Below are 20,379 nucleotides of genomic sequence, written 5' to 3' on the forward strand. Positions count from 1 at the left end.
CTCACCCGAGCGGCTCGACGCCGTAATCCGTCACCACCGCCCGCAACTCGTCCAGGTACGTCTGCGCCTGCACCGTGAGCGGAACCGACGCGTGCGCGATCCAGCCGATCTCGATGCGTTCGTCGACGTCGAGCGGGATGGCGACGATCTCGGGGTCGAGGTCGTCACTGATGAGCCCGGTCGAGATCGTGTACCCGCCGAGGCCGATCATCAGGTTGAAGATCGTCGCCCGGTCGGACACCCGGATCTCCCGCTTGCTCGACATCGTCGACAGGATCTCCTCCGCCAGGTAGAAGGAGTTGTTCGCACCCTGGTCGAACGTCAGCCGAGGGAGGTCGGCGAGGTCGTCGAGGGTCGCACGCGCCTGGGACGCGATCGGGTTCCGCCGGGACACGAAAATGTGCGGCTCCGCGACGAACAGCGGCGTGAACACGACTCCGGCGTCCCGCAGCAGCTTCCCGAGGACCTGCCGGTTGAACTCGTTGCGGTAGAGGATGCCCACCTCGCTCCGCAGCGTGCGGACGTCCTCGATGATGTCCCACGTGCGCGTTTCCCGGAGCGAGAACTCGTACTCGTCCGCAGCGGCGCCCTCCACCATCCGGACGAAGGCCTCCACCGCGAACGAGTAGTGCTGGGCGGATACCCCGAGCAGCCGACGTGACGGCTGCCCGCCGACGTAGCGCTGCTCGAGCAGGGAGACCTGCTCGACCACCTGGCGGGCGTACCCGAGGAACTCGACGCCGTCGACGGTGAGGACGACACCACGCGCGGAACGCACGAAGAGCGCCCGGCCGATCCGAGCCTCCAGGTCCTTCATCGCAGCCGACAGCGTCGGCTGCGCGACGTAGAGCAGGTCGGCCGCCGCGCTGATCGAACCTTCTGTCGCCACCTCGATGAAGTAGCGGAGCTGCTGCAGGGTGATGTCGTTCGAGACACGAGCCATAGGCGGAGGCTATACCAGCGCATAGCGTTTAGGGATTACCCGATGGCCTCCGAATCGCGACATCATCGAGGTACCCCTTCCCCAGTGCCTCCGGGCGCTCGACGTACGGACTGCCGACCATGGCGAACGACCTCACCTTCAGCATCACCAGGACCCGCTTCGACGAGGACTACTCCCCCGCCGACAGCTCGCGCCTGACCACGAACTTCGCCAACCTCGCGCGCGGCGAGCAGCGCCAGCAGAACCTCCGCCGCGCGATCGCCATGATCGATCGTCGCTGCAACGACCTCGCTGTGGGCGACCCCTCGAGCGACCGGTACCGGGTCGAGCTCGACATCGTCTCGGTCGCCGCACACTTCGTCGACGGGGGTTCCGACGAGCAGTTCCCCCTGCTCGAGATGCTCGACGTCACGATCGTGGACCAGCACACCGGCGAGCGCCACCAGGGGATCCTCGGCAACAACTTCTCGTCGTACCTCCGCGACTACGACTTCTCCGTGCTGCTGCCGACCCTCGACAAGAGCGCCGGCATCCCCGAGCAATTCGGGTACCTGCACGGCCAGCTCTTCCAGCGCTTCCTGGAGTCTTCGGCGTTCCAGGACCACTTCGACGCCGAGCCCGTCGTCTGCATCAGCGTCTCGACGAGCCAGACCTACCAGCAGTCCGGCACCGTGCACCCGGTCCTCGGTGCCGAATACCTGCACGAGCACTCCTCCCTCACCGACGACTACTTCGGCCGCATGGGCATGCAGGTGCGCTACTTCATGCCCGCCGGTGGGAAGGCTCCGCTCGCGTTCTACACGCGTGGTGACCTGCTGAGCGACTACACGGACCTGCAGCTCATCGGCACGATCAGCACCATGGAGACGTTCCAGAAGATCTACCGGCCGGAGATCTACAACGCGAACACGCCCGCGCCGAGCACCTACCGCCCATCCCTCGAGCACACGGACTTCTCCTCGACCGGCGTCGCCTACGACCGCGAGGAACGCAGCCGCCTCGGCGTCACGCAGGGCCGCTACACCGAGGAGCACCTCGTGAAGCCGCACCGAGCACTCCTCGAGCGGTGGGCAACGAACCCCGCCACCCTGACCCACTGAACCGTGAGGAACTCCACGAGCATGAGCACCCTTCTGCCCACCTCGATCGTCGGCAGCCTGCCGAAGCCGTCCTGGCTCGCCGAGCCCGAGAAGCTCTGGTCCCTCTGGCAGCTCGAAGGTGCAGCACTGACGGAGGGCAAGCAGGACGCACTCCGCGCCGCGGTCCACGAGCAGGAGCGCGCCGGCATCGACATCGTCAGCGACGGCGAGCAGACCCGCCAGCACTTCGTCACGACGTTCATCGAGCACCTCGACGGCGTCGACCTCGACCGCAAGGAGACCGTCCGCATCCGCGACCGGTACGACGCTGCCGTCCCGACCGTCGTCGGTGCCGTCAGCCGCCGGAAGCCGGTCTTCGTCGACGACGCGAAGTTCCTGCGCGCCCAGACCGACCGCCCGATCAAGTGGGCGCTGCCCGGCCCGATGACCATGATCGACACGCTCTCGGACCAGCACTACAAGAGCCGCGAGAAGCTGGCGTGGGAGTTCGCCACGATCCTCAACCAGGAGGCCCGGGAGCTCGAAGCGGCCGGCGTCGACATCATCCAGTTCGACGAGCCCGCGTTCACCGTCTTCCACGACGAGGTGCAGGACTGGGGCGTGGCCGCACTCGAGCGCGCTGCCGAGGGCCTGCGCGCCGAGACCGCCGTGCACATCTGTTACGGCTACGGCATCGAGGCGAACAACAAGTGGAAGGAGACCCTCGGGGCGGAGTGGCGCCAGTACGAGCAGTCCTTCCCGCTGCTGCAGCAGTCCTCGATCGACATCGTGTCGCTCGAGTGCATCCACTCCCACGTCCCGCTCGACCTCGTCGAACTCATCCGCGGCAAGAAGGTCATGCTCGGCGCGATCGACGTCGCGACCGAGACCGTGGAGACCCCGGACGAGGTGGCCGCGGTGCTGCGTCGCGCGCTCGAGTTCGTCGACGCCGACAAGCTCATCCCGAGCTCCAACTGCGGGATGGCGCCGCTGGCGCGCGGGGCGGCGCTGGACAAGCTCGGCGCGCTGTCCGCTGGAGCGGACATCGTCCGGGCCGAGCTCGCGACCGTTGCCAAGCCTGTGGCGCACTGACCGCTGCGAACTGCACGACGGCTCGCCTCCGAACGGAGGCGAGCCGTCAATCGCCCGGAGGTCGCATCCACGGCCCCCACGCGGGGTCGTGTCCCGGCCACACCTCGACGCCCGGCAGCCCGGCCAGGTCGGCCAGCCGGTCGACGGACCGCTGTGCGTCGGGCTCGTCTCCCCTGACCCCGACCCACCCACACGGCGTCCGCTCGGTGAGGTTCCGTTCGAGGTCGGCGGCGTCGCACGCGAGCACCACCGCGCGGCCCGGCATGTCGACCCGCACCGACTGATGACCGGGCGTGTGCCCACGGGTGTCGAGCACGCCGAGCCCGGGCGCGAGGTCGGTGTCCCCGTCGACCAGCAGCACCTCGACGTCGGCGCCGAGGACGTCGTCGACCACGACGGTCTCCCGCCGCCCGATCCCGCTCCGCAGCCAGGTCCACTCGCGGCGCTGCAGCACGACGGGCGTCCCCGGAGCGACGAGGCGGAGGCCACCCGTGTGGTCGAGGTGCACGTGCGAGACCACGCACGCAGCCAGCGACGCCCACGCGAGTCCGGCCCCGGCGACCCCCTCGGCCAGGGCGTCACCCGGCGGCACGACGGCCGTGTAGTTCGCATGGTCGTAGTGGGCCGCCCGCTGCTCGGGATCCCGGACGCGGTCGAGGTCGAACCCGCCGTCGACGAGCACCCAGCCCTCGTCGAAGACGACCGCGGCGGCGGTCACCGGTTCGAGGAGGAACCGGGCAGGGTCACCCCCGCGGAGCGAGATCGACTCGGGGATCGGCTCCCACCCGAGCACGAACGGGACGAGCCGACGTGGTCGCCCCGCGAGCGCGAGCTCGTCCACACCCAGGTCGCGGACCGTTCGGACCATGCTTGCTCCTCGACTCGAATTGGATACAATTTCTGCAGAACCGAATCCATTGTGCCGCAGTTCCCGGAGGGACCTCATGACCGACGCGATCGACATCAACATCCCGATCCACACCGAGATGCTGCACTGGGGCCGCCGACCGACCTTCGAGATGGTGGAGCAGATCGCCGACGGGTACCCGTCCGACGTCTCCCGGTGGCTGATCGGCGCCCACACCGGCACCCACGTCGATGCTCCGTCGCACTTCGTCCCCGGGGCGACGACGGTCGACGAGATCGCACTGGACAGCGTGGTCGGACCGGTCCGGGTCCTCGACCTCCGCCACGTCGCCGAGGAGATCACTGGCGAGGACCTGGCCGACGCCGGAGCGGTCGGTGCCGAACGTGTGCTCTTCCGCACCCGGAACTCGACCGACGCGCTGACGCGGAACGTGCGCTCCGACACGTGGGTCGGCCTCGGGCCGAGCGGCGCCGCATGGCTCGTCGAGCACGGGGTGCGGTTCGCCGGCATCGACTACATGACGATGGAGGCCCCGGCCCACACCGAGGCGTGGCCGACGCACGTCGCGCTCTGCGGTGCCGGCGTCGTGATCCTCGAGAACGCCGACCTGTCCGCCGTCGAGCCGGGCGACTACCTCATGGTCTGCCAGCCGGTGCCGTTCGCCGGACGCGAGGCCGCCCCGGCCCCGACCGTCCTGCTCCCCCTCGTCGCGGCGGTCGGCGCGTGAGCGCCCCGGCGGTACACGTCGTCCTGGTCCACGGCGCCGGAGGGTCGCCGTCGGCCTGGTCCTCCGTCGCACCCCTCCTGCGGGCCCGGGGGATCGCCTACACGCTCGCCGACAACCCCATGACGTCGCTGCGGGACGACGAGGCGTCGGTGCGCGCGCTGGTGGACGCGGTCGACGGTCCGGTGCTGCTCGTCGGGCACTCGTACGGCGGTGCGGTCATCACGAACGCCGGCACGCACGAGCGCGTCGTCGGCCTGGTCTACGTCGCGGCGTTCGCCCCGGACGCCGGCGAGTCCGTCTCCGCGATCGTCGAACGCCGCGAACCCGCCCTCGTGTCGCGGTACACGCACCGCGGTCCGGACGGCGAGTGGATCACCCGCGACGACGAGGAGTCCCGGGCCGCGCTCGCGTGGGACGTCCCGGAGGACGTCCTGCGCGCCGCGCGGTACGAGCGCCGCGTGACCGCGGACGCAGCGTTCCAGCAGCCGACGGGCGAGCCCGCGTGGGCGACGCGGCCGAGCTGGTACCTGGTCGCGCAGAGCGACCGCCACCTGCTGCCGGAGATCCAGCGCGACTTCGTCGCTCGCATGGGCACCGACGCCGAGGAGGTCGACACCAGCCACGCGGTGGCCCACGCCGCCCCGGAACGGGTCGTCGCGATCATCGAGCGCGCGATCGCCGCGGTCGCCTGAGCAAGATCCGGCGGCGGCCACGGTCAGGAGGCCGTGGTCACCCGGCCGTCGAGGTCCTTGACCGCGCGTCCGGACTGCAGGACCGCGCGGACGCTGGCAACGTCGGCGAGCGCGCGGACGTCGATGAGCGGGTCGACGCGGGAGACGACCAGGTCGCCCACCTTGCCGGGCTCGACGGAGCCGAGCCGGTCCTCCAGTCCGAGGAGCCGCGCCCCTTGCAGGGTGCCGGCCGTGACGGCGGCGAGCGGCGTCAGACCGACCTGCACCAGCCGTGCGAGCTCCGCCAGGTTGCGGCCGTGCGGGTGGACGCCGGCGTCGGTGCCGAGTGCGACGGGGACCCCGGCGGCGACGGCGCGGCGGACACTGTCGAGCCCGCGCTCGTGCAGGGCGGCGCGCTGGCGCAGGCGCGCTTCGGAGGCGGTGGCCGGGTCGAGCTCGCGGAGCAGCGTGCTGAGGGTGGGGACCAGCGCGGTCCCGCGCTCGACCATCAGGGCGATGGTCTCGTCGCTGAGGTCGTACCCGTGCTCGATGCTCGACGCGCCACCGAGCACGGCAGCTCGTGCGGCTGCGTCGGTCAGGGCGTGCGCGGTGACGGGCCGCCCACCGCGTTCCCCCACGAGGCGGACGATGAGGCGGACCTGTTCCTCGGTGATCCCGACGTCGTCCGGGTCGTCCGTCGGCGACCCGACCCCACCGGAGGTCGAGACCTTGATCGCGTCGGCGCCCGTGCGGAGCAGGGTGCGAACGGTGCGGATGACGTCCTCGTCGGTGTCGACGACGCCGGGTTCGGGCATCCCCGAGCGCACGGCCCACGCCGGGAGCGAGCCGTTCGGCCGGACGGGGTCGGCGTGCCCGCCGGTGGGCGAGAGCATCGCGATCGCCAGGTGCAGGCGCGGGCCGAGCAGCGTGCCGCGTGCGACGGCGTTCCGGTAGCCGGGGGTGAGGCCGTCGAGGTCCCGTGCGGTGGTGACGCCGGCGTGCAGCGTGGAACGCAGCATCACGGCGACCTCGAGCACGTCCTCCTCGGGGAACCGCGCACGCTGCTCCTCCGGGGCGGTCGGCACCATGCTGAGGTGCACGTGCGCATCGATGAAGCCGGGGAGCAGCCAGGTGCCGGTGAGGTCTGCGACCGGGACGCCTGGTGCCGGGGCGCGTCGTGGGCCGGCGTACGTGACGATGCCGTCGTGCAGCTCGACCTCGGCGTCGGCGCGCGGCGGTGCGCCGGTGCCGTCGACGAGGGTCGCGCCGACCAGTCGGAGCGCGCCGGGGGCGTGCGGGGTCGTCGGGAGTCGTGCCGCCACTGTCGCGACCTTCCGTGATCGGTCAGCCGGTCAGGCTGAAGCGGGCGGAGCCGGGGTCCGCGTCGAGCAGCCGGCGCGTGTACCAGTGCTGCGGGTCGGCGTAGATCTGTTCCACGGGACCGGACTCGACCACCTCGCCCTGGTACAGCACCACGACCTCGTCGCTGACGCGCTGCACGACGGCGAGGTTGTGCGAGATGAACACCATCGTCAACCCGAGGGACTCCTTGATGTCGGCGAGCAGGTCGAGGATCTGCGCCTGCACCGAGACGTCGAGTGCTGAGGTGATCTCGTCGGCGATCACGAGGTGCGGATCGATGATCAGCCCGCGGGCGATCGCGATGCGCTGCCGCTGCCCGCCGGAGAACTCGTGGGGGTAGCGGTGCATCATGTCCGGCGAGAGCCCGACGCGCTCGAGCCAGCCGCCGATGCGCTCCTCGTGGGTCGCCACGCGCGGACGCATCGGGTCGATCGCCTCGGCCAGGGTCTGCGCAACGGTGCGCCGCGGGGAGAGCGACGAGTAGGGGTCCTGCGGGACCATCTGGATGCGGCGTCTGGCGGCGTGCAGTGCGGACCGGTGCGCCGTGCCGAGGTCGACGCCGTCGACCATCACGCTCCCGGCGGCGGGCTTCACCGTGCCCACGAGGACCTTGGCGAGCGTGGACTTGCCGGAGCCGGACTCGCCGACGATGCCGACGGTGCGGCCGCGCTCGAGGCGCAGGTCCACGCCGTGCAGGACGGTCGTCGACCCGAACGCGACGTCGAGGCCGCGGACGTCGATCATCGGGTCGGCATCGGTCGCGGCCGGTCGGCGGGTCGTCGTGGTGGTGGTGTCGGTCACGCGTGCGCCTCCGTCTGCTCCGAGGGCACCGTCACGACCGGCGTGGCCGCGAGCAGCTGCTTCGTGTAGGGGTGGTCGACCGTCTCCGGCGACAGGCCGGCGACGTCGTCGATGCGCTCGACGATGCTGCCGTTCCGCATCACGAGGACCCGGTCGCACAGCGCGCGGACGACCCCGAGGTCGTGCGAGATGAAGAGCACGGCGGTCCCGGACTCCTCGTTCATGCGCTTCAGCACGGTGAGGACCTCGCGCTGGACGGTCACGTCGAGCGCGGTGGTCGGCTCGTCGGCGATGAGCAGGTCCGGCTTGGTGCTCATCGCGGACGCGATCATCGCGCGCTGCTTCATCCCGCCGGACAGCTGGTGCGGGTACTGCCGCAGGCGTCCTTCGGGGTCGGTGAGCTTGACCGCCCGGAACCCCTGGGTGAGCAGGCGCAGCGCGTCGCGCCGGCTGTGGCGCAGGCGCATCCGCAGCACGTCGGACAGCTGGATGCCGAGCACCATCGCCGGGTTCAGGGCGGTGCCGGGGTCCTGGTAGACCAGGCCGATCCGCGAGGCGAGCACGCGGTCGGGCACCCGGCCGAGCAGGTCCACCCCGCCGAGCTCGAGCCGTCGGGCGGACGCCTCGAGCCCTTCGCCGAGGAGCTTGGCGACGACGGAGGCGGTGAGCGACTTGCCGGAACCGGACTCGCCCACGATCCCGAGCACCTCGCCACGACGGATGGTGAACGAGACGTCGTCCACCAGCGGGCGTCCGCTCGCGCCGTGCCGCACGGAGATGCCGTCGGCGACGAGCACCGCGTCCTCCTCGACCGCGAGCGTCGGCGCCCCGGCCGCCCGGGTGGTCCGGGCGCGGGTCGTGTTCGACCGGGGGTTCGCCGCCGCGGCGAGCCCGTCCCCGACGAGCAGGGCGGCGAGCGACGCGAAGGTCAGGGCGACCGCCGGCCCGACGATGACCACGGGGTTGACCACGATGCGGTCGAGGCCGTCGTTGAGCAGCGTGCCCCAGTCGAACGCGGGGGTCTGCGCGCCGAGGCCGATGAACGACAGGCCGGAGATCTCGACGAGCGCGCCGGAGAACGCGCCGGCGATGAGGATGAGGGTCGGTTCGGCCATGTTCGGCAGCACGTGCCGGACCGCGACGCGGTGTGCCGGGACGCCCATCAGCCGGGCCGTCGTCACGTACTCGCTGGTGGAGATCTTCGCGGCGAGGTTCGCGGTCAGTCGGGCGAAGCCGGCGATGTTGGCGACCGCGATGGCCACCACCACCTGGACCATGCCCTGTCCGAGGATCGCGGCGACGATGATCGCGACGAGCATCGTCGGGTAGCTGACGGCGAACTCGATCGCGCGGAGCCCGAACTCGCGGAGCCGCCGCGGGGCGAGCCACACGCCGATACCGAGCGCGATGCCGACGACGGCCGACAGCGCCGTGGCGGCGAGCGCCATGAGCACCGTCGCGCGGGTGGCCACGAGCGTGCGGGCGAGCATGTCCCGGCCGAGGGTGTCGGTGCCGAGCGGGTGCTCGGCGGTCGACCCGAGTCCGGCGGTGCCGCCGATCCCGGTCGCCTGGGAACCGAGGACGAACGGTGCGACGACGGCGACGACGAGGATCAGGCCGAACATCGCGAGTCCGACGACGAGGCCGGCGTTCCACGCGAACGCCCGGGGCCGCGCGGGCCGGTCGACGGTGGCGGCGCGGACGGCGGTGATGGTGTCAGCCACGCTTCTCTCCGAGGGTGCGCGGGTCGATGAGACCCAGGATGATGTCGATGACGAGGGTGATCACGAGGGAGATCAGGCCGATCACGAAGACGGCGGCGCGGATCACCGGGTAGTCCTTGTCGACCGCGATCGCCTGGACGATCACGCCGCCGAGGCCGGGCCAGGCGAACACCGCCTCGGTGATCAGCGCGGAGCCGAGCAGGGCGGTCAGGATGATGCCGGAGAGCGTCAGCGCGGTGGTGAGCAGGTTCGGCAGCATGTGCTTCGCGTAGATCGACAGCGCCGGCAGTCGCCAGCCGCGTGCGGTGCGCATGTAGTCCTGCTCGAGGATGACCGCGGTCTCCCGGCGGACGATGCGGGCGACGGAACACGTGCCGCCGACGGTCAGCGAGGCGATCGGCAGCACGGCGGCGGCCCCGAAGTCGTAGGCCGGCGAGTACGCCGGCGGCAGCACGTGCAGCAGGACTGCGAAGACGACGACGAACCCGGTGGCGAGGACGTACGTCGGGATCGAGGAGATGAGGCCGGTGACGGCGGTGAACGTCACGTCGAGCCACCGGTGGCGGTCGCCGCGGGTCAGGACGCCGACGGTCATCCCGAGCGCCAGTCCGAGGACGAGCAGGAGCAGGACGGCGACGATCGTGATGGTGAGCGTGTACGGCACGGCGGTCATGACGATGTCCATGGCCGGTGCGCGGTACTTGTACGAGTCCCCGAAGTCGCCCTGGACGACGCCTGCGACGTAGTGCCAGAGCTGGACGGGGAGCGGCTGATCGAGGCCGAGCTGGTGCCGGACGAGCTCGACCTGTGCGAGCGACGCCGTGTCGCCCGCGATGGCCGTGGCCGGGTCGCCGGGGATGAGCTGCACGATGAGGAAGGTCACGAGGACGAGCAGCGCGAGGTTGACGACGAGGCCGCCGGCGCGACGGAGCAGGAACCGCCGCCAGGCGCCACCGAGGCTCGCGGCTCGGGGAGCCGCTGCGACGGGGGCGTCCGGGGCGCCCGGACCGGGCACGGGGGGATGGTCGACGGTGGTGGTGCTCATCGCGGGTCCTCCAGGTGCTCCGGTCCGGGCGGTGGTGGGGTGGTGCGGGTGGTGCTGGGTGGTGCTGGGCGGTGCTGGATGGTGCTGGGTGAGCGCGTCAGACGGTCACGAGACGATCCGCATGGCGGACGGGTCCCAGTAGCCGGAGAAGACGTGCGTCTCGAAGCCCTTGCGGGCGACGTAGCGGTGCGTGTCCGTGATGAGCGGGGTCATGTCGACCCGCTCGAGGATCGACTTCTGCGCCGTGGCGAAGTCCGCGCACTGCTCGTCCTCGTCGGTCGTCGCCATCGCGGCCTGGTATGCCTTCAGGCCCTCGGGGTTGTCGCTCGAGGAGACGTTCGTGCCGCCCTCGGGGTAGGTCGGACCGAGGTACCGGGCGATCGAGAGGTTGATCAGGCCGACCTGGGCGTCCTCGGCCGCGACCGCGACGTCCCAAGTGTCCGGCTTCGTGCGCATCTGGGTCGTCCAGTCGGCGGGGTCCGGCGCGGAGACCTTCACGGTGGCGCCGGCGTTCCGCAGCGACTCCGCGAGGAAGTCCGCCGCGGGGTCCCAGTTCGACATGATGAGCAGGCGGATGGTCTTGCCCTTGAGCTCCTTCGCCGCCGCCTTCGCGTCGTACGACTGCACGAGCGACGAGCCGTCGACCGCACACCGGTAGCTGGCGGCGTTCACGGTGGTCTGTGCGACCCCGAGACCGTCGAGCCCGGCGTCGTTGAAGCCCTTGGTGTCGATCGCCTGGGCGACCGCCGCACGCAGTGGCTGGTCGTCCGCGAACACCGAGCCGGACCCTTCGGCCTCGTTGAAGACGAGGTTGTAGGCCGAGCTGGCGAACTTCACGGTCGAGTAGCCGTCGCCGGTGAAGCGCTCGGCGTTCGAGTCGTAGAAGCGGGCGACGTCGACGCCACCGGACTGCAGCAGGTTCGCGCTCGTGTTCGAGTCGCCCTGCACGGTCATGTTGATCGTCTTCGCGGGCTTGCCGGTGACGGTCTTCCAGTCCGGCCAGGCGTCGTAGTCCGAGCGCAGGGAGTACTGCACGCTCTTGCCCGCGGCCGACTTGGTCAGGGTGTACGGACCGGACCAGGCGCCCTTCACGGTGCCGGCGGCGAGTCCCTTCGGGTCGGCGATGCCGGCCGGGCAGATGACGCCGGTGCCGGGCCGGGTCAGACCGCCGAGCAGCTGCGAGTACGGCGAGCTGAGGGAGATCGTGAGGGTGCCGGCGGAGTCGTCGGGCGTGAAGGTCGGGTCACCCGAGCCGAACGCCTGGTTCTTCCAGGTCTGGGCACCCGAGTCGTCGAGACCCACGAGGTACTCGAAGGACTTGGCCACCACGGTCGGTGTGATCTCGGTGCCGTCCGAGCAGGTCGCCCCGTCCCGGATGGTGAACTCGTACTTCGAGGCCGACTCCGCGTCCCACTTGGTCGCGAGGCCGCCGATGTACCCGCCGTCGTCGCCCTCGCCCTGCCGGAGCAGGGTGTCGAAGCCGAGGCGAGCGACCTCGACGTCCGAGCTGGCCGAGGCCTTCGCGGGGTCGAACGTCGCCGGGGCGTACCAGAGCTCGGCGTTGATCGTGTTGGTCGTCGAGCCGCCGCTGCCGCCGTCGGCAGAGCCGGACGTGCTGCACGCGCTCAGGGAGAGGCCGACGGCGGTCGCGACCGCGACGCCGACGAGGATGCGCTTCCTCACCATGGTGCTGTCCTCCAATGGGATTCGGGGTGATGCCAGGGAGTCAGTCCCAGGGTCGGGTCCAACTTGGATCCAATCTAGGACAATCCGCATCCAACTATGTTTCGTGTGGATTACATCTCGACCGCGGCGAAGACCGTCCGTCCGCCCACCACGGTCCGTCGCACGCGAGCTCTGGCGTACTCGTCCGGGGTGCAGTCCCCCGGGTCCACGTCGATCAGCACCCAGTCCGCGAGGGCCCCGGCACGCAGCACACCCCGCCGGTCCTCCGCGAAGGCCGCGTGCGCCGCCCCACGGGTGTACGCCGCCACCGCTTCGAACACCGAGATCGCCTGCCCCGGGCCGAGCGGTTCGTCGATGTCGCGCATCCGACGCCCGGACGCGACGGGGACCACCTCGCGCGGGTCGAACGGGAAGTAGGGCGCGTCCGAACCCATCGCGACGACGGCTCCGGCGTCGAGCCACGTGCGCATCGGGTTCACCTCGTCCACCCGGTCGCCCAGCCGTCGACGCAGGCCCGCCGCGTTCTTCCAGGCGATCGAGGGCTGCAGCGACGCGACCACGCCCAGGCGAGCCGCTCGGGCCGCGGTCTCCGGGCTCGGTTCGAGGTACGCGTGGATGAGCTGGCACCGCAGGGGTGCGATCGACCGGCCGGTCTGTCGCTCGGCCGCCTCGAGTCCGTCGAGGACCTCGGCGACCGCTCGGCTGCCGACCGCGTGGACGCCGAGCCCCCAGCCCGCCCCGACGCAGGCGGCGGCGAGCCGCGCGAAGTCGTCGGCGGAGATGCGCTGCACGCCGTGGTCGTCGCCGGACCAGGGCCGCTCGAGCAGGGCCTGCCCCTTCATGCCCTCGCCGTCGTAGTAGACCTTGATCGGCCCGAGGCGCAGCAGGTCGTCGCCGTCGCCCGTGACGCCGTCGATCGCCCCGAGGACGGCGAGCGCGGCGTCGACGTCGGGCACGGCGTCCGTCCCGAGCTCCGGGTACGGCATCGCGACCACGCGCATCGTGAGCAGTCCCCTCCGGTGCGCCTCGCGGTAGCCGGCGAGCTCGGGGAGCGTGACCGCGGGGTCGACGAACCCGGTGAAGCCCATGGCGTGCAGGAGCGGTTGCACCCGGCGGATCGCGGCGAGCCGGTCCTCGAGCGTCGGCGGGGCGTCACCGAGCCAGTCCGGGGCGTCCGGGTCGGCGTCCCCGTCGGCGAGCATCACGGCCGAGAAGGCGTCGGCGTCAGCGTCCGCGTCGAGCAGTTGCAGCGCCTTGAGCCCGGCGCGCTGCGCGTGGGCGTGCGCGTCGGTGAACCCCGGCAGGACCGTGCCCTCGACACGTTCCTCCGCCACGTCGGCCGCGGTGTCGTGCGCGGCGGCCCGTACGTCCGCAGCCGTGCCGACCGCGGCGATCCGGTCGCCCACGACGAGCATGGCCTCGGCCGTCGGGATCGCGGGGTCCATGGTGCGGATGTGCCCGACGACGATCCGGGCGGGCCCGCGCGCCGACGTGCTGGTCGGCTCAGGCACGCGCGGGCTCCCGCTCGTCGAGCCACGTGCGCACGTCGGCCGCGGTCACGAGTGCGTCGCGCTGCAGGTACTCGATCGCTTCGAGCGCCGCGTCGTGCGCACGCTCGCTGGAGCCGGCGACGCAGTCGGTGAGCACGCGCACCGCGTAGTCGTGCTGGTGGGCGTCGGCCGCGGTGTAGTGGATGCACACGTCGGTGAGGCCGCCGACGAGCAGCACCGTGCCGGCACGGTACGCCTTGAGCACGATCTCGAGCTCCGTGCCGAAGAACGCCGAGTACCGCCGCTTGCGGATGACGAACTCCTCCGGCCGCGGGTCGATCCAGGACGCGAGCTCGGTCTGCTCGTCACCCTCGATGCAGTGCGGCCCCTCGGCGCCGTCGAGCTCCCGACCGATGTCGACGAGGTCCGGCTTGTGGACCTCCTGGATGAAGACGACCGGCACGCCCGCGGACCGGCAGTGCTCGATGAGGTCACGGACGCGGGGCGCGCGTTCGGCGCGGCCGCTCATGACGGGGATGCCCGGCGTGGGCATCGTCGAGGCGGCGCCGCCCTGGATGTCGACGACGATCAGGACGGGGTTGCCGGAAACGGCGAGCATGCGGTGGTTCCTTCCACGACGGGGTGCACTCGGGTGGGGGCCGGTGCGCGCCGTCGCCGTCATTCTGTGACGGCATCCGACACCGCACGGGTCGGGGGTGTTTCCGCGGCGTTAAACCTCAGGTGTCGAGGAGTGCGACGCCGCTCGGGCCGCTCGGAGCCGCCGGAACGGCAGCAGTTCGGCGACGCCGACCGGGCCGAACCCGTCGCCGACCGCCACCCAGACGTGCGCGTCCGGGGCGTGGTCACCGAGCAGTTCGGCGCAGACGCCGCAGGGCTCGATGAGGTGCAGCGTCCCGCTCGGTCGGCGCAGGACGCCGACGACGGACTCGACCGCCGCGCCGGCGACGACCGCGGCGCTCAGGGCCGCCGACTCGGCGCACACCGACGCCCGACCGGCCGACGCCTCGACGTGCAGGCCGGTGACGACGGTGCCGTCCACCAGGCGGAGCGCCGCGGCGACCTCGTGCACGCCCGCGCGGTACCGACGCTCGAGCACGTCGGTCGCGATGGCGAGCAGCTCGCGGTCGGCCGCGTCCATCCCGGCCGGCGGCCCGTCGAGGACCGGACGCTCCGACGGCACCGGCGCACCCCGGTCGTTCACGACCACCCCAGGATCCGTGCCATGTTGCCGCCCTCGACGAGCGCCCGGTCGGCCTCGTCCGGGATCGCCTTCGCGATCTTCATGCGCTCCAGGTCGAAGTCACTGCCGGGCCACTCGGACCCGAGCAGGATCTTCTCGGCCCCGAGGCGGGCGTAGGCGCGCTTGACGTCGGACATGAGCGTCGCCGAGGTCTCGAGGTAGACGTGCGGGTTCCGCTCCGCGACGATGATCGCCTCCGGCACGTTCCACACCGCCCCCATGTGGGCGATGATCGTCGGCACCGTCGGGAAGCCCTTGGCGATCTCCTCGATCGCGAACGGTGCGCAGAACGCGTCGTCGAGGGCGTTGATGAGCACGGGGAGGCCGAGTTCGGCGCACACCTCGAACAGCGGGTCGAGCAGGCCGTGGTCCGCCACGTGGTACCCGTGCAGGCTGGGGTGCAGCTTCAGACCGACCAGTCCACCGTCTGCGAACCGGCGGATCTCGTCGGTCGCGTTCTCCCACTGCGGCATCACCTGTCCGAAGCCGAACAGCCGGTCCGGGTGGGCGGCGACCAGGTCCATCAGGAAGTCGTTCTCGATCCCCTGCGCGAGCGAGCACACCATCGCGCGGTCGACACCGGCCGCGTCCATGCGGTCCAGGATCCGGTTCGCGTCGAACGGCGTGTACGCGGGCGGCTCCTCGCCCGGCCGGACACCGCTGAGGTAGTCGCTCCGGCCACGGCGGTCCTGCGTGGTGTTGTAGGCGTCGATGATCATCCTGGGCGTCTCCTCGTCGGCTGCTCGCGGGGACAGTGCTCCCCACATGTCATCCGATACTGCCAGAATTGGATCCAATTTGGTAGCGGATGGTCCCGCCGGGAGGCCCGGGTCGCCTCGTCGACGCCGGTAACGACCGCAGGTGGTTCAGTGGACGGCCGCCATCGCGCCCATCGCGAGCAGCCCGACGAGCGCCGCGATCCGTCGCACCGACTCCGTCCGAGCGACGCGGCGCCGCCCGACGCTCCACGCCACGGCACCGACGTGCACGGCCACCGCGACGGCGACCGGCAGGAGGAGTGCGGCACCGTGATGGTGGCCCGTAGTGCCACCGGCGTGCGCGGAACCCAGCACCACGAAGACCGCGCCGAGCAGCATGCCGAGCGCGTGCAGGTGGTCCCCCTGCGGGCGGCGCGGACGGCGGACGCGGTCGACCAGCGCGGTCACCATCGCACAGCCGCCGAGCAGGACCGCCCAGAACGGTGCGGGCACGAAGCCCATGGCCGGCAGGTGGACGTCCGCCATGGCAGCGAGCATCACGACCTCGCCCAGGAGCGCCGTACGCCCGACGCGCCGCGCCCCCGCGACGCCCAGGAGGAGCGCAACGAGCGACCCACCGAGGGTGACGACGATCAGGAAGCCCATGATTGGATCCAATCATGGGCGGGTCGGATCCGGCAACGGGATCCAACACCTGGCAGGATTGGATCCGCAGCGGGGGCTCGCTGCGATGACGCACCGAGGAGACCACTTTCGTGACCACCACCGACGGCAACGCACTCGTCGACGACCTCGCCGCCCGGATCCGCGCGAAGATCATGTCCGGCGAGATCCCGATCGGCGCACCGCTGCGCCAGGCCGACCTGGCGGCGCAGTTCGGGATCAGTCGCACGCCCGTCCGCGAGGCCCTGCGGCAGCTGCAGACCGGCGGGCTCATCGAGGTCGTGCCGAACCGCGGCGCCGTGGTGCGTGTGCCGGTGCCGTGGGAGGTCCGCGAGGCCTACGAGGTCCGCGCCGAACTCGAGTCGCTCGCCGCCCGCCGCGCCGTCGACCGGCTCGACGACGCCACCATCACCCAGCTGCGATCGGTGAACCAGGCGATGTACGAGCGCTCGCTCGCGGCGGCCGACGGCGAGCAGCCGAAGCAGCGCGAGGGCGTCGACAACGACCAGTTCCACGGGCTGATCTACCAGGCGTCGGGGAACACCCGGCTGACCCGCATGCTCGTCGAGATCAACGACGCCTTCCCGCGCAACGTCTCGGCGCTCGTGCTCCGGGAGAACTCCCGGCACCGCGAGGAGAACTTCCGCGAGCACGAGGAGCTCATCGAGGCGTTCGTCAGCGGTGACCACGAGCGTGCGGCCGGACTCATGCGCGACCACGTCCTGCGCGCCGGCGAGCACCTGGCGCACTGGTACGAGCGCCGCTCGTCCACGGTCTTCACCGGCTGAGCCGGCCGGCCGCCCGCCGCGGCTACAGCGCCGGTGCCCGCCGGATCCAGCCGGTGGCCTCCTCGATCGCGCGCGTCGCCGCGAGCAGCTGCGCCTCGCGGCCGTATCGCCCGACGACCTGCACCCCGACCGGCAGTCCCTCCGGCGTGAACCCGGCCGAGGTGACCACGACCGGGTGCGCGGTCAGCGTGAGCCGGTTCGCGAGCATCTGCCACGTGAAGTAGCGGTCGAAGCGGTGTCCGTCGACCTCGTCGACCCACTCGACGTCGGCGGGCGGCGCGACGACCGGCGTGGCCGGCAGGACCAGCACGTCGTACCGGTCGAAAACCGCGGCCGTGTCCCGGTACATGCGCGTCCGCCGTTCGTACGCGTCGGCGAGCTGCGTCGCGGTCGTGGCGCGGCCCTGCTCGACGTTCCTGACGTAGTCCGGCCGGAACCCGGTCGCACCGGCGTCGACGGCGTGCCGACCGCCCAGGAAGAACTCGAACGTCTCGATGGTCTCCCAGGCCTCGTCCGCACCCGCGAAGTCGGGCTCCGCTGCCTCGACCACCGCGCCGAGGCCCGCGAGCTGCTCGGCGAACGCACGGTGCACGGCTCGGACCGACGGGTCGATCGGCAGGCCGCCGGCGTCGTCGCTCCACGCGACCCGGAGCCCGTCGACCTGGACCGGACGCACCGGGTGCCGCGTCATCGCCGACATCGGCCAGACCAACTGCTCCACGGCGAGGGCGTCCATGAAGCGTGCGGCGTCCGCGGAGTCGCGCGCCATCGGTCCGGTGACCCCGTGCGGCGTCCAGGCGTTGCCGGTCCGGCCGCTCGGCACGCGGCCGGGGCTCGGTCGGACGCCGACGACGTTGCAGAACGCGGCCGGGTAGCGGAGGCTCCCGCCGCTGTCCGAACCGTCGGCGATCGGCAGCATCCGTCCGGCCAGGGCCGCCGCGGCGCCGCCGCTCGACCCCCCGGCGTGCCGGGACGTGTCCCAGGGGTTCACGGTCGTGCCGAACACCGGGTTGAACGTCAGGACGCCCTGCCCCATCTCCGGGGTGTTCGTCTTGCCGATGATGATCGCGCCGGCGTCGCGCAGGAGGGTCGCGAGCACGCTGTCGTGCGCTGCCGGACGCGCGTCGGCGAAGGCCGCGGACCCGTTCGTGGTCGGCAGCCCGGCGACGTCCATCAGGTCCTTCACCGCAGTGGGCAGGCCGTGCAGGAGCGGTAGGGGGTCGCCGGCGGCGCGTGCCTCGGCGGTGCGGCGGTCCGCGGCTTCCGCGGCGGCGAGCGAGACCGAGTCGGGTTGCTGTGCGACGACGGCCCGCAGGCGCGGGTTGCGTTCCTCGATCCGCTCCAGGTGGGCGCGCATCACCTCGACCGCCGACACCTCGCGGGCCGCGACGGCGTCGGCCAGTCGGACGGCGGTCCAGTCGGCGAGGTGCTCGGGCGTGTGCTCGGTCCCGGCCATCAGCGGCCGCCTTCGTGGTCGTGCTGCTGCTCGGCGTGGACGTGCCCGTCGTGCGCGGCATGGGTGTCGTGGTCGTGGCCCGCGTGCTCGTGGCCGGCGCCCGGTGCGCAGTGGTCGGTCGCGGACGGCGGCACGTCGAGCGAGGGGTTCCGGTCGAAGAAGCCGTCCGGCTCGAGCCGGAAGCCGATGCGGTCGACGGGCATGATCGGCCACTGCTCCGGCCGCGGGAAGTGGTGCACGCCGAGGACCGGCCAGAGCACGAGCCGCTCGTTCTCCAGCGACCGGCCCGCCCGCTGCCAGACGTGCACGCCGTCGTCGCCGAGCTCGCCCTGGTTCGGGTACTCCCCCGCGATGAACCGCTCCTCGGGGTCGAACGCGCTCGCCCACAGGTGCTTCGCGACGAACGGCGCCTTGCGCTCCACGATGCTGCCGGGCCGCACGTGCAGCTGCGCGGTGTTCTGGACGGCGAGGCGGTACGCGGTGCTCTCGCCGAAGCGGTTCTGCGCCGACTCGCTCTCGATGCGCCAGTGCAGCGCCCGTGCAGGGTCGGACGTCCGGGCACCGTCGGCCTCGGTCGCGATGGGCGTCTCGACCGCGATGCAGGCGTTGCCGTAGGGGTTCAGCGCCTCGTCGGGCTCCGGCTCCGCGTGGACCTCGACCAGCCGGTTCAACGGCCCGTCGACGGCGGTGTCGAGCCGCACCGCGAAGTAGTGCTGGTGCGTCGGCGCCTGCACGTTCGGCGCCACCATGCGGCCGTACCGCGGGGTCTCGCCGTCGGCGATGCCGGACACCGACATGATCCCGGTGAGCTTCACCTCGAGCTCGATCGAACCGTCCTGGGACAGCGTCCAGTAGAAGCCGTAGTCGTAGTTCGCGACCGTGGCGAAGCTCGAGATCACCAGGCGGCGGCTGCGACGGACCTCGGCGCTGCCGGTGCGCGTGTTCACGTGCTTCCAGAGGATCGAGTCGTCCTCCTCGTGCAGGCAGATGCCGTTCACGATGGTCTGGGGCTCGCCGTGGCCGTCCAGGAAGTCGACGTCGAAGTACCGGATCTCGCCGAGGCAGTCGCAGCCCAGCTCGAGGCTCGCGGTGAGCGGCCCGGCGCCGTACTCGCCCCAGTCGAAGAAGTTCTTGCGGTAGGCGGTCGGGTCGCTGTCCAGGTAGGGCACGTACATCTCGTTGACCGCCGCACGGTGCAGCACGGGGCGCTCGACGTCACCGTCGCGGTAGGTCAGGTCGTGCAGGACGAGGCCCTCGCGGTGGGAGAACCCGACGCGGAAGCTCCAGTTCTGCCACGTGACCAGGTGCCCGTCGATCGCGAAGCCGGGACCGTTCGGCTGCACGATGTCGAGCGCCGAGACCTCGCGGTCGGGACCCCAGGTGCCCGAGGTGTAGACCCCGGTCTCGGTGGCCATCGGGACGACCCCGTGGTCCTCGATGCGGATCACCTCGAGCGTGTCCAGGTCGAGGATCGGGACGAGCCCCGCGACCGGCCTGGCGTAGCCGTTGTCCTCGGGGAACTCGCGGTACCAGACCGTGCCCCAGCTCAGGCGGCGGTCGGCGAGGTCCTCGGGCACGAAGCCCGTGATCGACTCCGGGTCGACCCAGACCAGCGAGGTGTCGGTGATGCCGCGCTTGGCCAGGGCCTCGATGATCAGCGGCGACTTCCGGGCGGCCTGGGCGATGAGCCGCGCCTCGTCGCTCGAGACGCCGGGGCGGCGGTGGTCGACGTCGGTCCACAGCTCGACGATCGCCGGCGAGTCCGGCCCGGCCGTCCAGCCGCGCACCTCCCAGGCGGCGTGGGCGTCCGGGTCCATCACGACCGTGCGCACCGGGCGAGCACCGCCGGCCACCGTCCCGCGCGCCTTCTCCTCGTCGAGGGCGATCCCCCAGAAGCGCGGTCGTGCACCGATCCGACCGGAACCGCGGACCGCGGCGACGAAGGAGGCGATCTCGGCGGAGGTGAGCGGATCGAGGACGTGGGCGGTGCTGCTCATGGGCTTC

The 20,379-nt window shown here is 71.7% G+C and carries 19 protein-coding genes; 5 read left to right on the forward strand and 14 right to left on the reverse strand.

What is annotated here, in order from left to right; translation table 11 throughout:
• Position 1: 1 nt before the first annotated feature.
• The gene (locus ACIPJ2_RS17440) at positions 2-943 is read right to left on the reverse strand and encodes a LysR family transcriptional regulator (RefSeq protein ID WP_402729888.1); all 942 of its coding nucleotides are present in this window, start codon (positions 941-943) and stop codon (positions 2-4) included.
• 119 nt (positions 944-1,062) lie between these two features.
• On the opposite strand from ACIPJ2_RS17440, the gene ACIPJ2_RS17445 reads away from it, so the two are divergent.
• Both ACIPJ2_RS17445 and ACIPJ2_RS17450 read left to right on the forward strand, forming a co-directional pair.
• Entirely contained in the window at positions 1,063-2,043 is a 981-nt protein-coding gene (locus ACIPJ2_RS17445) for a putative oxygenase MesX (RefSeq protein WP_402729889.1), read from the forward strand.
• Between the two features lie 21 nt (positions 2,044-2,064).
• Positions 2,065-3,114 carry a methionine synthase gene (locus ACIPJ2_RS17450; RefSeq protein ID WP_402729890.1) on the forward strand — a complete coding sequence of 350 codons (1,050 nt, stop codon included), beginning with the start codon at positions 2,065-2,067 and terminating at the stop codon, positions 3,112-3,114.
• 46 nt (positions 3,115-3,160) lie between these two features.
• On the opposite strand, the gene ACIPJ2_RS17455 is transcribed toward ACIPJ2_RS17450, so the two are convergent.
• The gene (locus ACIPJ2_RS17455; protein ID WP_402729891.1) at positions 3,161-3,982 is read right to left on the reverse strand and encodes an N-acyl homoserine lactonase family protein; all 822 of its coding nucleotides are present in this window, start codon (positions 3,980-3,982) and stop codon (positions 3,161-3,163) included.
• Positions 3,983-4,058: 76 nt separating this feature from the next.
• Between ACIPJ2_RS17455 and ACIPJ2_RS17460 the strand changes: the two genes are divergently transcribed.
• Both ACIPJ2_RS17460 and ACIPJ2_RS17465 read left to right on the forward strand, forming a co-directional pair.
• Positions 4,059-4,709 carry a cyclase family protein gene (locus ACIPJ2_RS17460; protein WP_402729892.1) on the forward strand — a complete coding sequence of 217 codons (651 nt, stop codon included), beginning with the start codon at positions 4,059-4,061 and terminating at the stop codon, positions 4,707-4,709.
• A complete protein-coding gene (locus tag ACIPJ2_RS17465) occupies positions 4,706-5,401 on the forward strand; it encodes an alpha/beta fold hydrolase (protein WP_402729893.1) in 696 nt (231 codons plus the stop codon). The genes ACIPJ2_RS17460 and ACIPJ2_RS17465 overlap by 4 nt, the downstream gene beginning before the upstream one ends.
• Before the next feature lie 23 nt (positions 5,402-5,424).
• Here ACIPJ2_RS17465 and ACIPJ2_RS17470 read toward each other — a convergent pair whose 3' ends face one another.
• From ACIPJ2_RS17470 to ACIPJ2_RS17515, 10 genes are all read right to left on the reverse strand, one after another.
• Positions 5,425-6,702 carry an amidohydrolase family protein gene (locus ACIPJ2_RS17470; RefSeq protein ID WP_402729894.1) on the reverse strand — a complete coding sequence of 426 codons (1,278 nt, stop codon included), beginning with the start codon at positions 6,700-6,702 and terminating at the stop codon, positions 5,425-5,427.
• Positions 6,703-6,724: 22 nt separating this feature from the next.
• On the reverse strand, positions 6,725-7,543 hold the full coding sequence (locus tag ACIPJ2_RS17475) for an ABC transporter ATP-binding protein (RefSeq protein ID WP_402729895.1): 819 nt from the start codon (positions 7,541-7,543) through the stop codon (positions 6,725-6,727).
• Complete coding sequence (locus ACIPJ2_RS17480; RefSeq protein WP_402729896.1) at positions 7,540-9,267, reverse strand: dipeptide/oligopeptide/nickel ABC transporter permease/ATP-binding protein; 1,728 nt, start codon at positions 9,265-9,267, stop codon at positions 7,540-7,542. Before ACIPJ2_RS17480 ends, ACIPJ2_RS17475 begins: the two co-directional genes overlap by 4 nt.
• Positions 9,260-10,312: an ABC transporter permease gene (locus ACIPJ2_RS17485; RefSeq protein WP_400465979.1), complete on the reverse strand. Its 1,053-nt coding sequence runs from the start codon at positions 10,310-10,312 to the stop codon at positions 9,260-9,262. The genes ACIPJ2_RS17480 and ACIPJ2_RS17485 overlap by 8 nt, the downstream gene beginning before the upstream one ends.
• A 105-nt stretch (positions 10,313-10,417) precedes the next feature.
• Positions 10,418-11,998, reverse strand: a complete 1,581-nt coding sequence (locus ACIPJ2_RS17490; protein ID WP_402729897.1) for an ABC transporter substrate-binding protein — start codon at positions 11,996-11,998, stop codon at positions 10,418-10,420.
• A 110-nt stretch (positions 11,999-12,108) separates the two neighbouring features.
• The gene (locus tag ACIPJ2_RS17495) at positions 12,109-13,509 is read right to left on the reverse strand and encodes an amidohydrolase (RefSeq protein WP_402729898.1); all 1,401 of its coding nucleotides are present in this window, start codon (positions 13,507-13,509) and stop codon (positions 12,109-12,111) included.
• The gene (locus ACIPJ2_RS17500) at positions 13,502-14,107 is read right to left on the reverse strand and encodes a cysteine hydrolase family protein (RefSeq protein WP_402729899.1); all 606 of its coding nucleotides are present in this window, start codon (positions 14,105-14,107) and stop codon (positions 13,502-13,504) included. Before ACIPJ2_RS17500 ends, ACIPJ2_RS17495 begins: the two co-directional genes overlap by 8 nt.
• Positions 14,108-14,218: 111 nt before the next feature.
• The gene (locus tag ACIPJ2_RS17505; protein WP_402729900.1) at positions 14,219-14,716 is read right to left on the reverse strand and encodes a hypothetical protein; all 498 of its coding nucleotides are present in this window, start codon (positions 14,714-14,716) and stop codon (positions 14,219-14,221) included.
• Complete coding sequence (locus ACIPJ2_RS17510; protein WP_402729901.1) at positions 14,707-15,516, reverse strand: amidohydrolase family protein; 810 nt, start codon at positions 15,514-15,516, stop codon at positions 14,707-14,709. The genes ACIPJ2_RS17505 and ACIPJ2_RS17510 overlap by 10 nt, the downstream gene beginning before the upstream one ends.
• Before the next feature lie 99 nt (positions 15,517-15,615).
• Positions 15,616-16,113 carry a hypothetical protein gene (locus tag ACIPJ2_RS17515; RefSeq protein ID WP_402729902.1) on the reverse strand — a complete coding sequence of 166 codons (498 nt, stop codon included), beginning with the start codon at positions 16,111-16,113 and terminating at the stop codon, positions 15,616-15,618.
• 110 nt (positions 16,114-16,223) lie between these two features.
• Between ACIPJ2_RS17515 and ACIPJ2_RS17520 the strand changes: the two genes are divergently transcribed.
• The gene (locus ACIPJ2_RS17520) at positions 16,224-16,919 is read left to right on the forward strand and encodes a GntR family transcriptional regulator (RefSeq protein ID WP_400465964.1); all 696 of its coding nucleotides are present in this window, start codon (positions 16,224-16,226) and stop codon (positions 16,917-16,919) included.
• A gap of 22 nt (positions 16,920-16,941) precedes the next feature.
• Here the strand turns inward: ACIPJ2_RS17520 and ACIPJ2_RS17525 are convergent, their stop codons facing one another.
• Positions 16,942-18,375, reverse strand: coding sequence for an amidase (locus ACIPJ2_RS17525; protein ID WP_402729903.1), 1,434 nt, complete (start codon positions 18,373-18,375; stop codon positions 16,942-16,944).
• Positions 18,375-20,372, reverse strand: coding sequence for a primary-amine oxidase (locus ACIPJ2_RS17530; protein WP_402729904.1), 1,998 nt, complete (start codon positions 20,370-20,372; stop codon positions 18,375-18,377). Before ACIPJ2_RS17530 ends, ACIPJ2_RS17525 begins: the two co-directional genes overlap by 1 nt.
• Positions 20,373-20,379: the final 7 nt, after the last annotated feature.

It is taken from the genome of Curtobacterium sp. NPDC090217, from assembly GCF_044746705.1.
GTDB lineage: Bacteria > Actinomycetota > Actinomycetes > Actinomycetales > Microbacteriaceae > Curtobacterium.

Coding starts and splice junctions, on each gene's coding strand:
- ACIPJ2_RS17450 (WP_402729890.1), top strand. CDS start 2,065: ATGAGCACCCTTCTGCCCACCTCGATCGTCGGCAGCCTGCCGAAGCCG.
- ACIPJ2_RS17485 (WP_400465979.1), bottom strand. CDS start 10,312: ATGAGCACCACCACCGTCGACCATCCCCCCGTGCCCGGTCCGGGCGCC.
- ACIPJ2_RS17440 (WP_402729888.1), bottom strand. CDS start 943: ATGGCTCGTGTCTCGAACGACATCACCCTGCAGCAGCTCCGCTACTTC.
- ACIPJ2_RS17515 (WP_402729902.1), bottom strand. CDS start 16,113: ATGGGCTTCCTGATCGTCGTCACCCTCGGTGGGTCGCTCGTTGCGCTC.
- ACIPJ2_RS17460 (WP_402729892.1), top strand. CDS start 4,059: ATGACCGACGCGATCGACATCAACATCCCGATCCACACCGAGATGCTG.
- ACIPJ2_RS17490 (WP_402729897.1), bottom strand. CDS start 11,998: ATGGTGAGGAAGCGCATCCTCGTCGGCGTCGCGGTCGCGACCGCCGTC.
- ACIPJ2_RS17445 (WP_402729889.1), top strand. CDS start 1,063: ATGGCGAACGACCTCACCTTCAGCATCACCAGGACCCGCTTCGACGAG.
- ACIPJ2_RS17455 (WP_402729891.1), bottom strand. CDS start 3,982: ATGGTCCGAACGGTCCGCGACCTGGGTGTGGACGAGCTCGCGCTCGCG.
- ACIPJ2_RS17525 (WP_402729903.1), bottom strand. CDS start 18,375: ATGGCCGGGACCGAGCACACGCCCGAGCACCTCGCCGACTGGACCGCC.
- ACIPJ2_RS17500 (WP_402729899.1), bottom strand. CDS start 14,107: ATGCTCGCCGTTTCCGGCAACCCCGTCCTGATCGTCGTCGACATCCAG.
- ACIPJ2_RS17530 (WP_402729904.1), bottom strand. CDS start 20,372: ATGAGCAGCACCGCCCACGTCCTCGATCCGCTCACCTCCGCCGAGATC.
- ACIPJ2_RS17510 (WP_402729901.1), bottom strand. CDS start 15,516: ATGTGGGGAGCACTGTCCCCGCGAGCAGCCGACGAGGAGACGCCCAGG.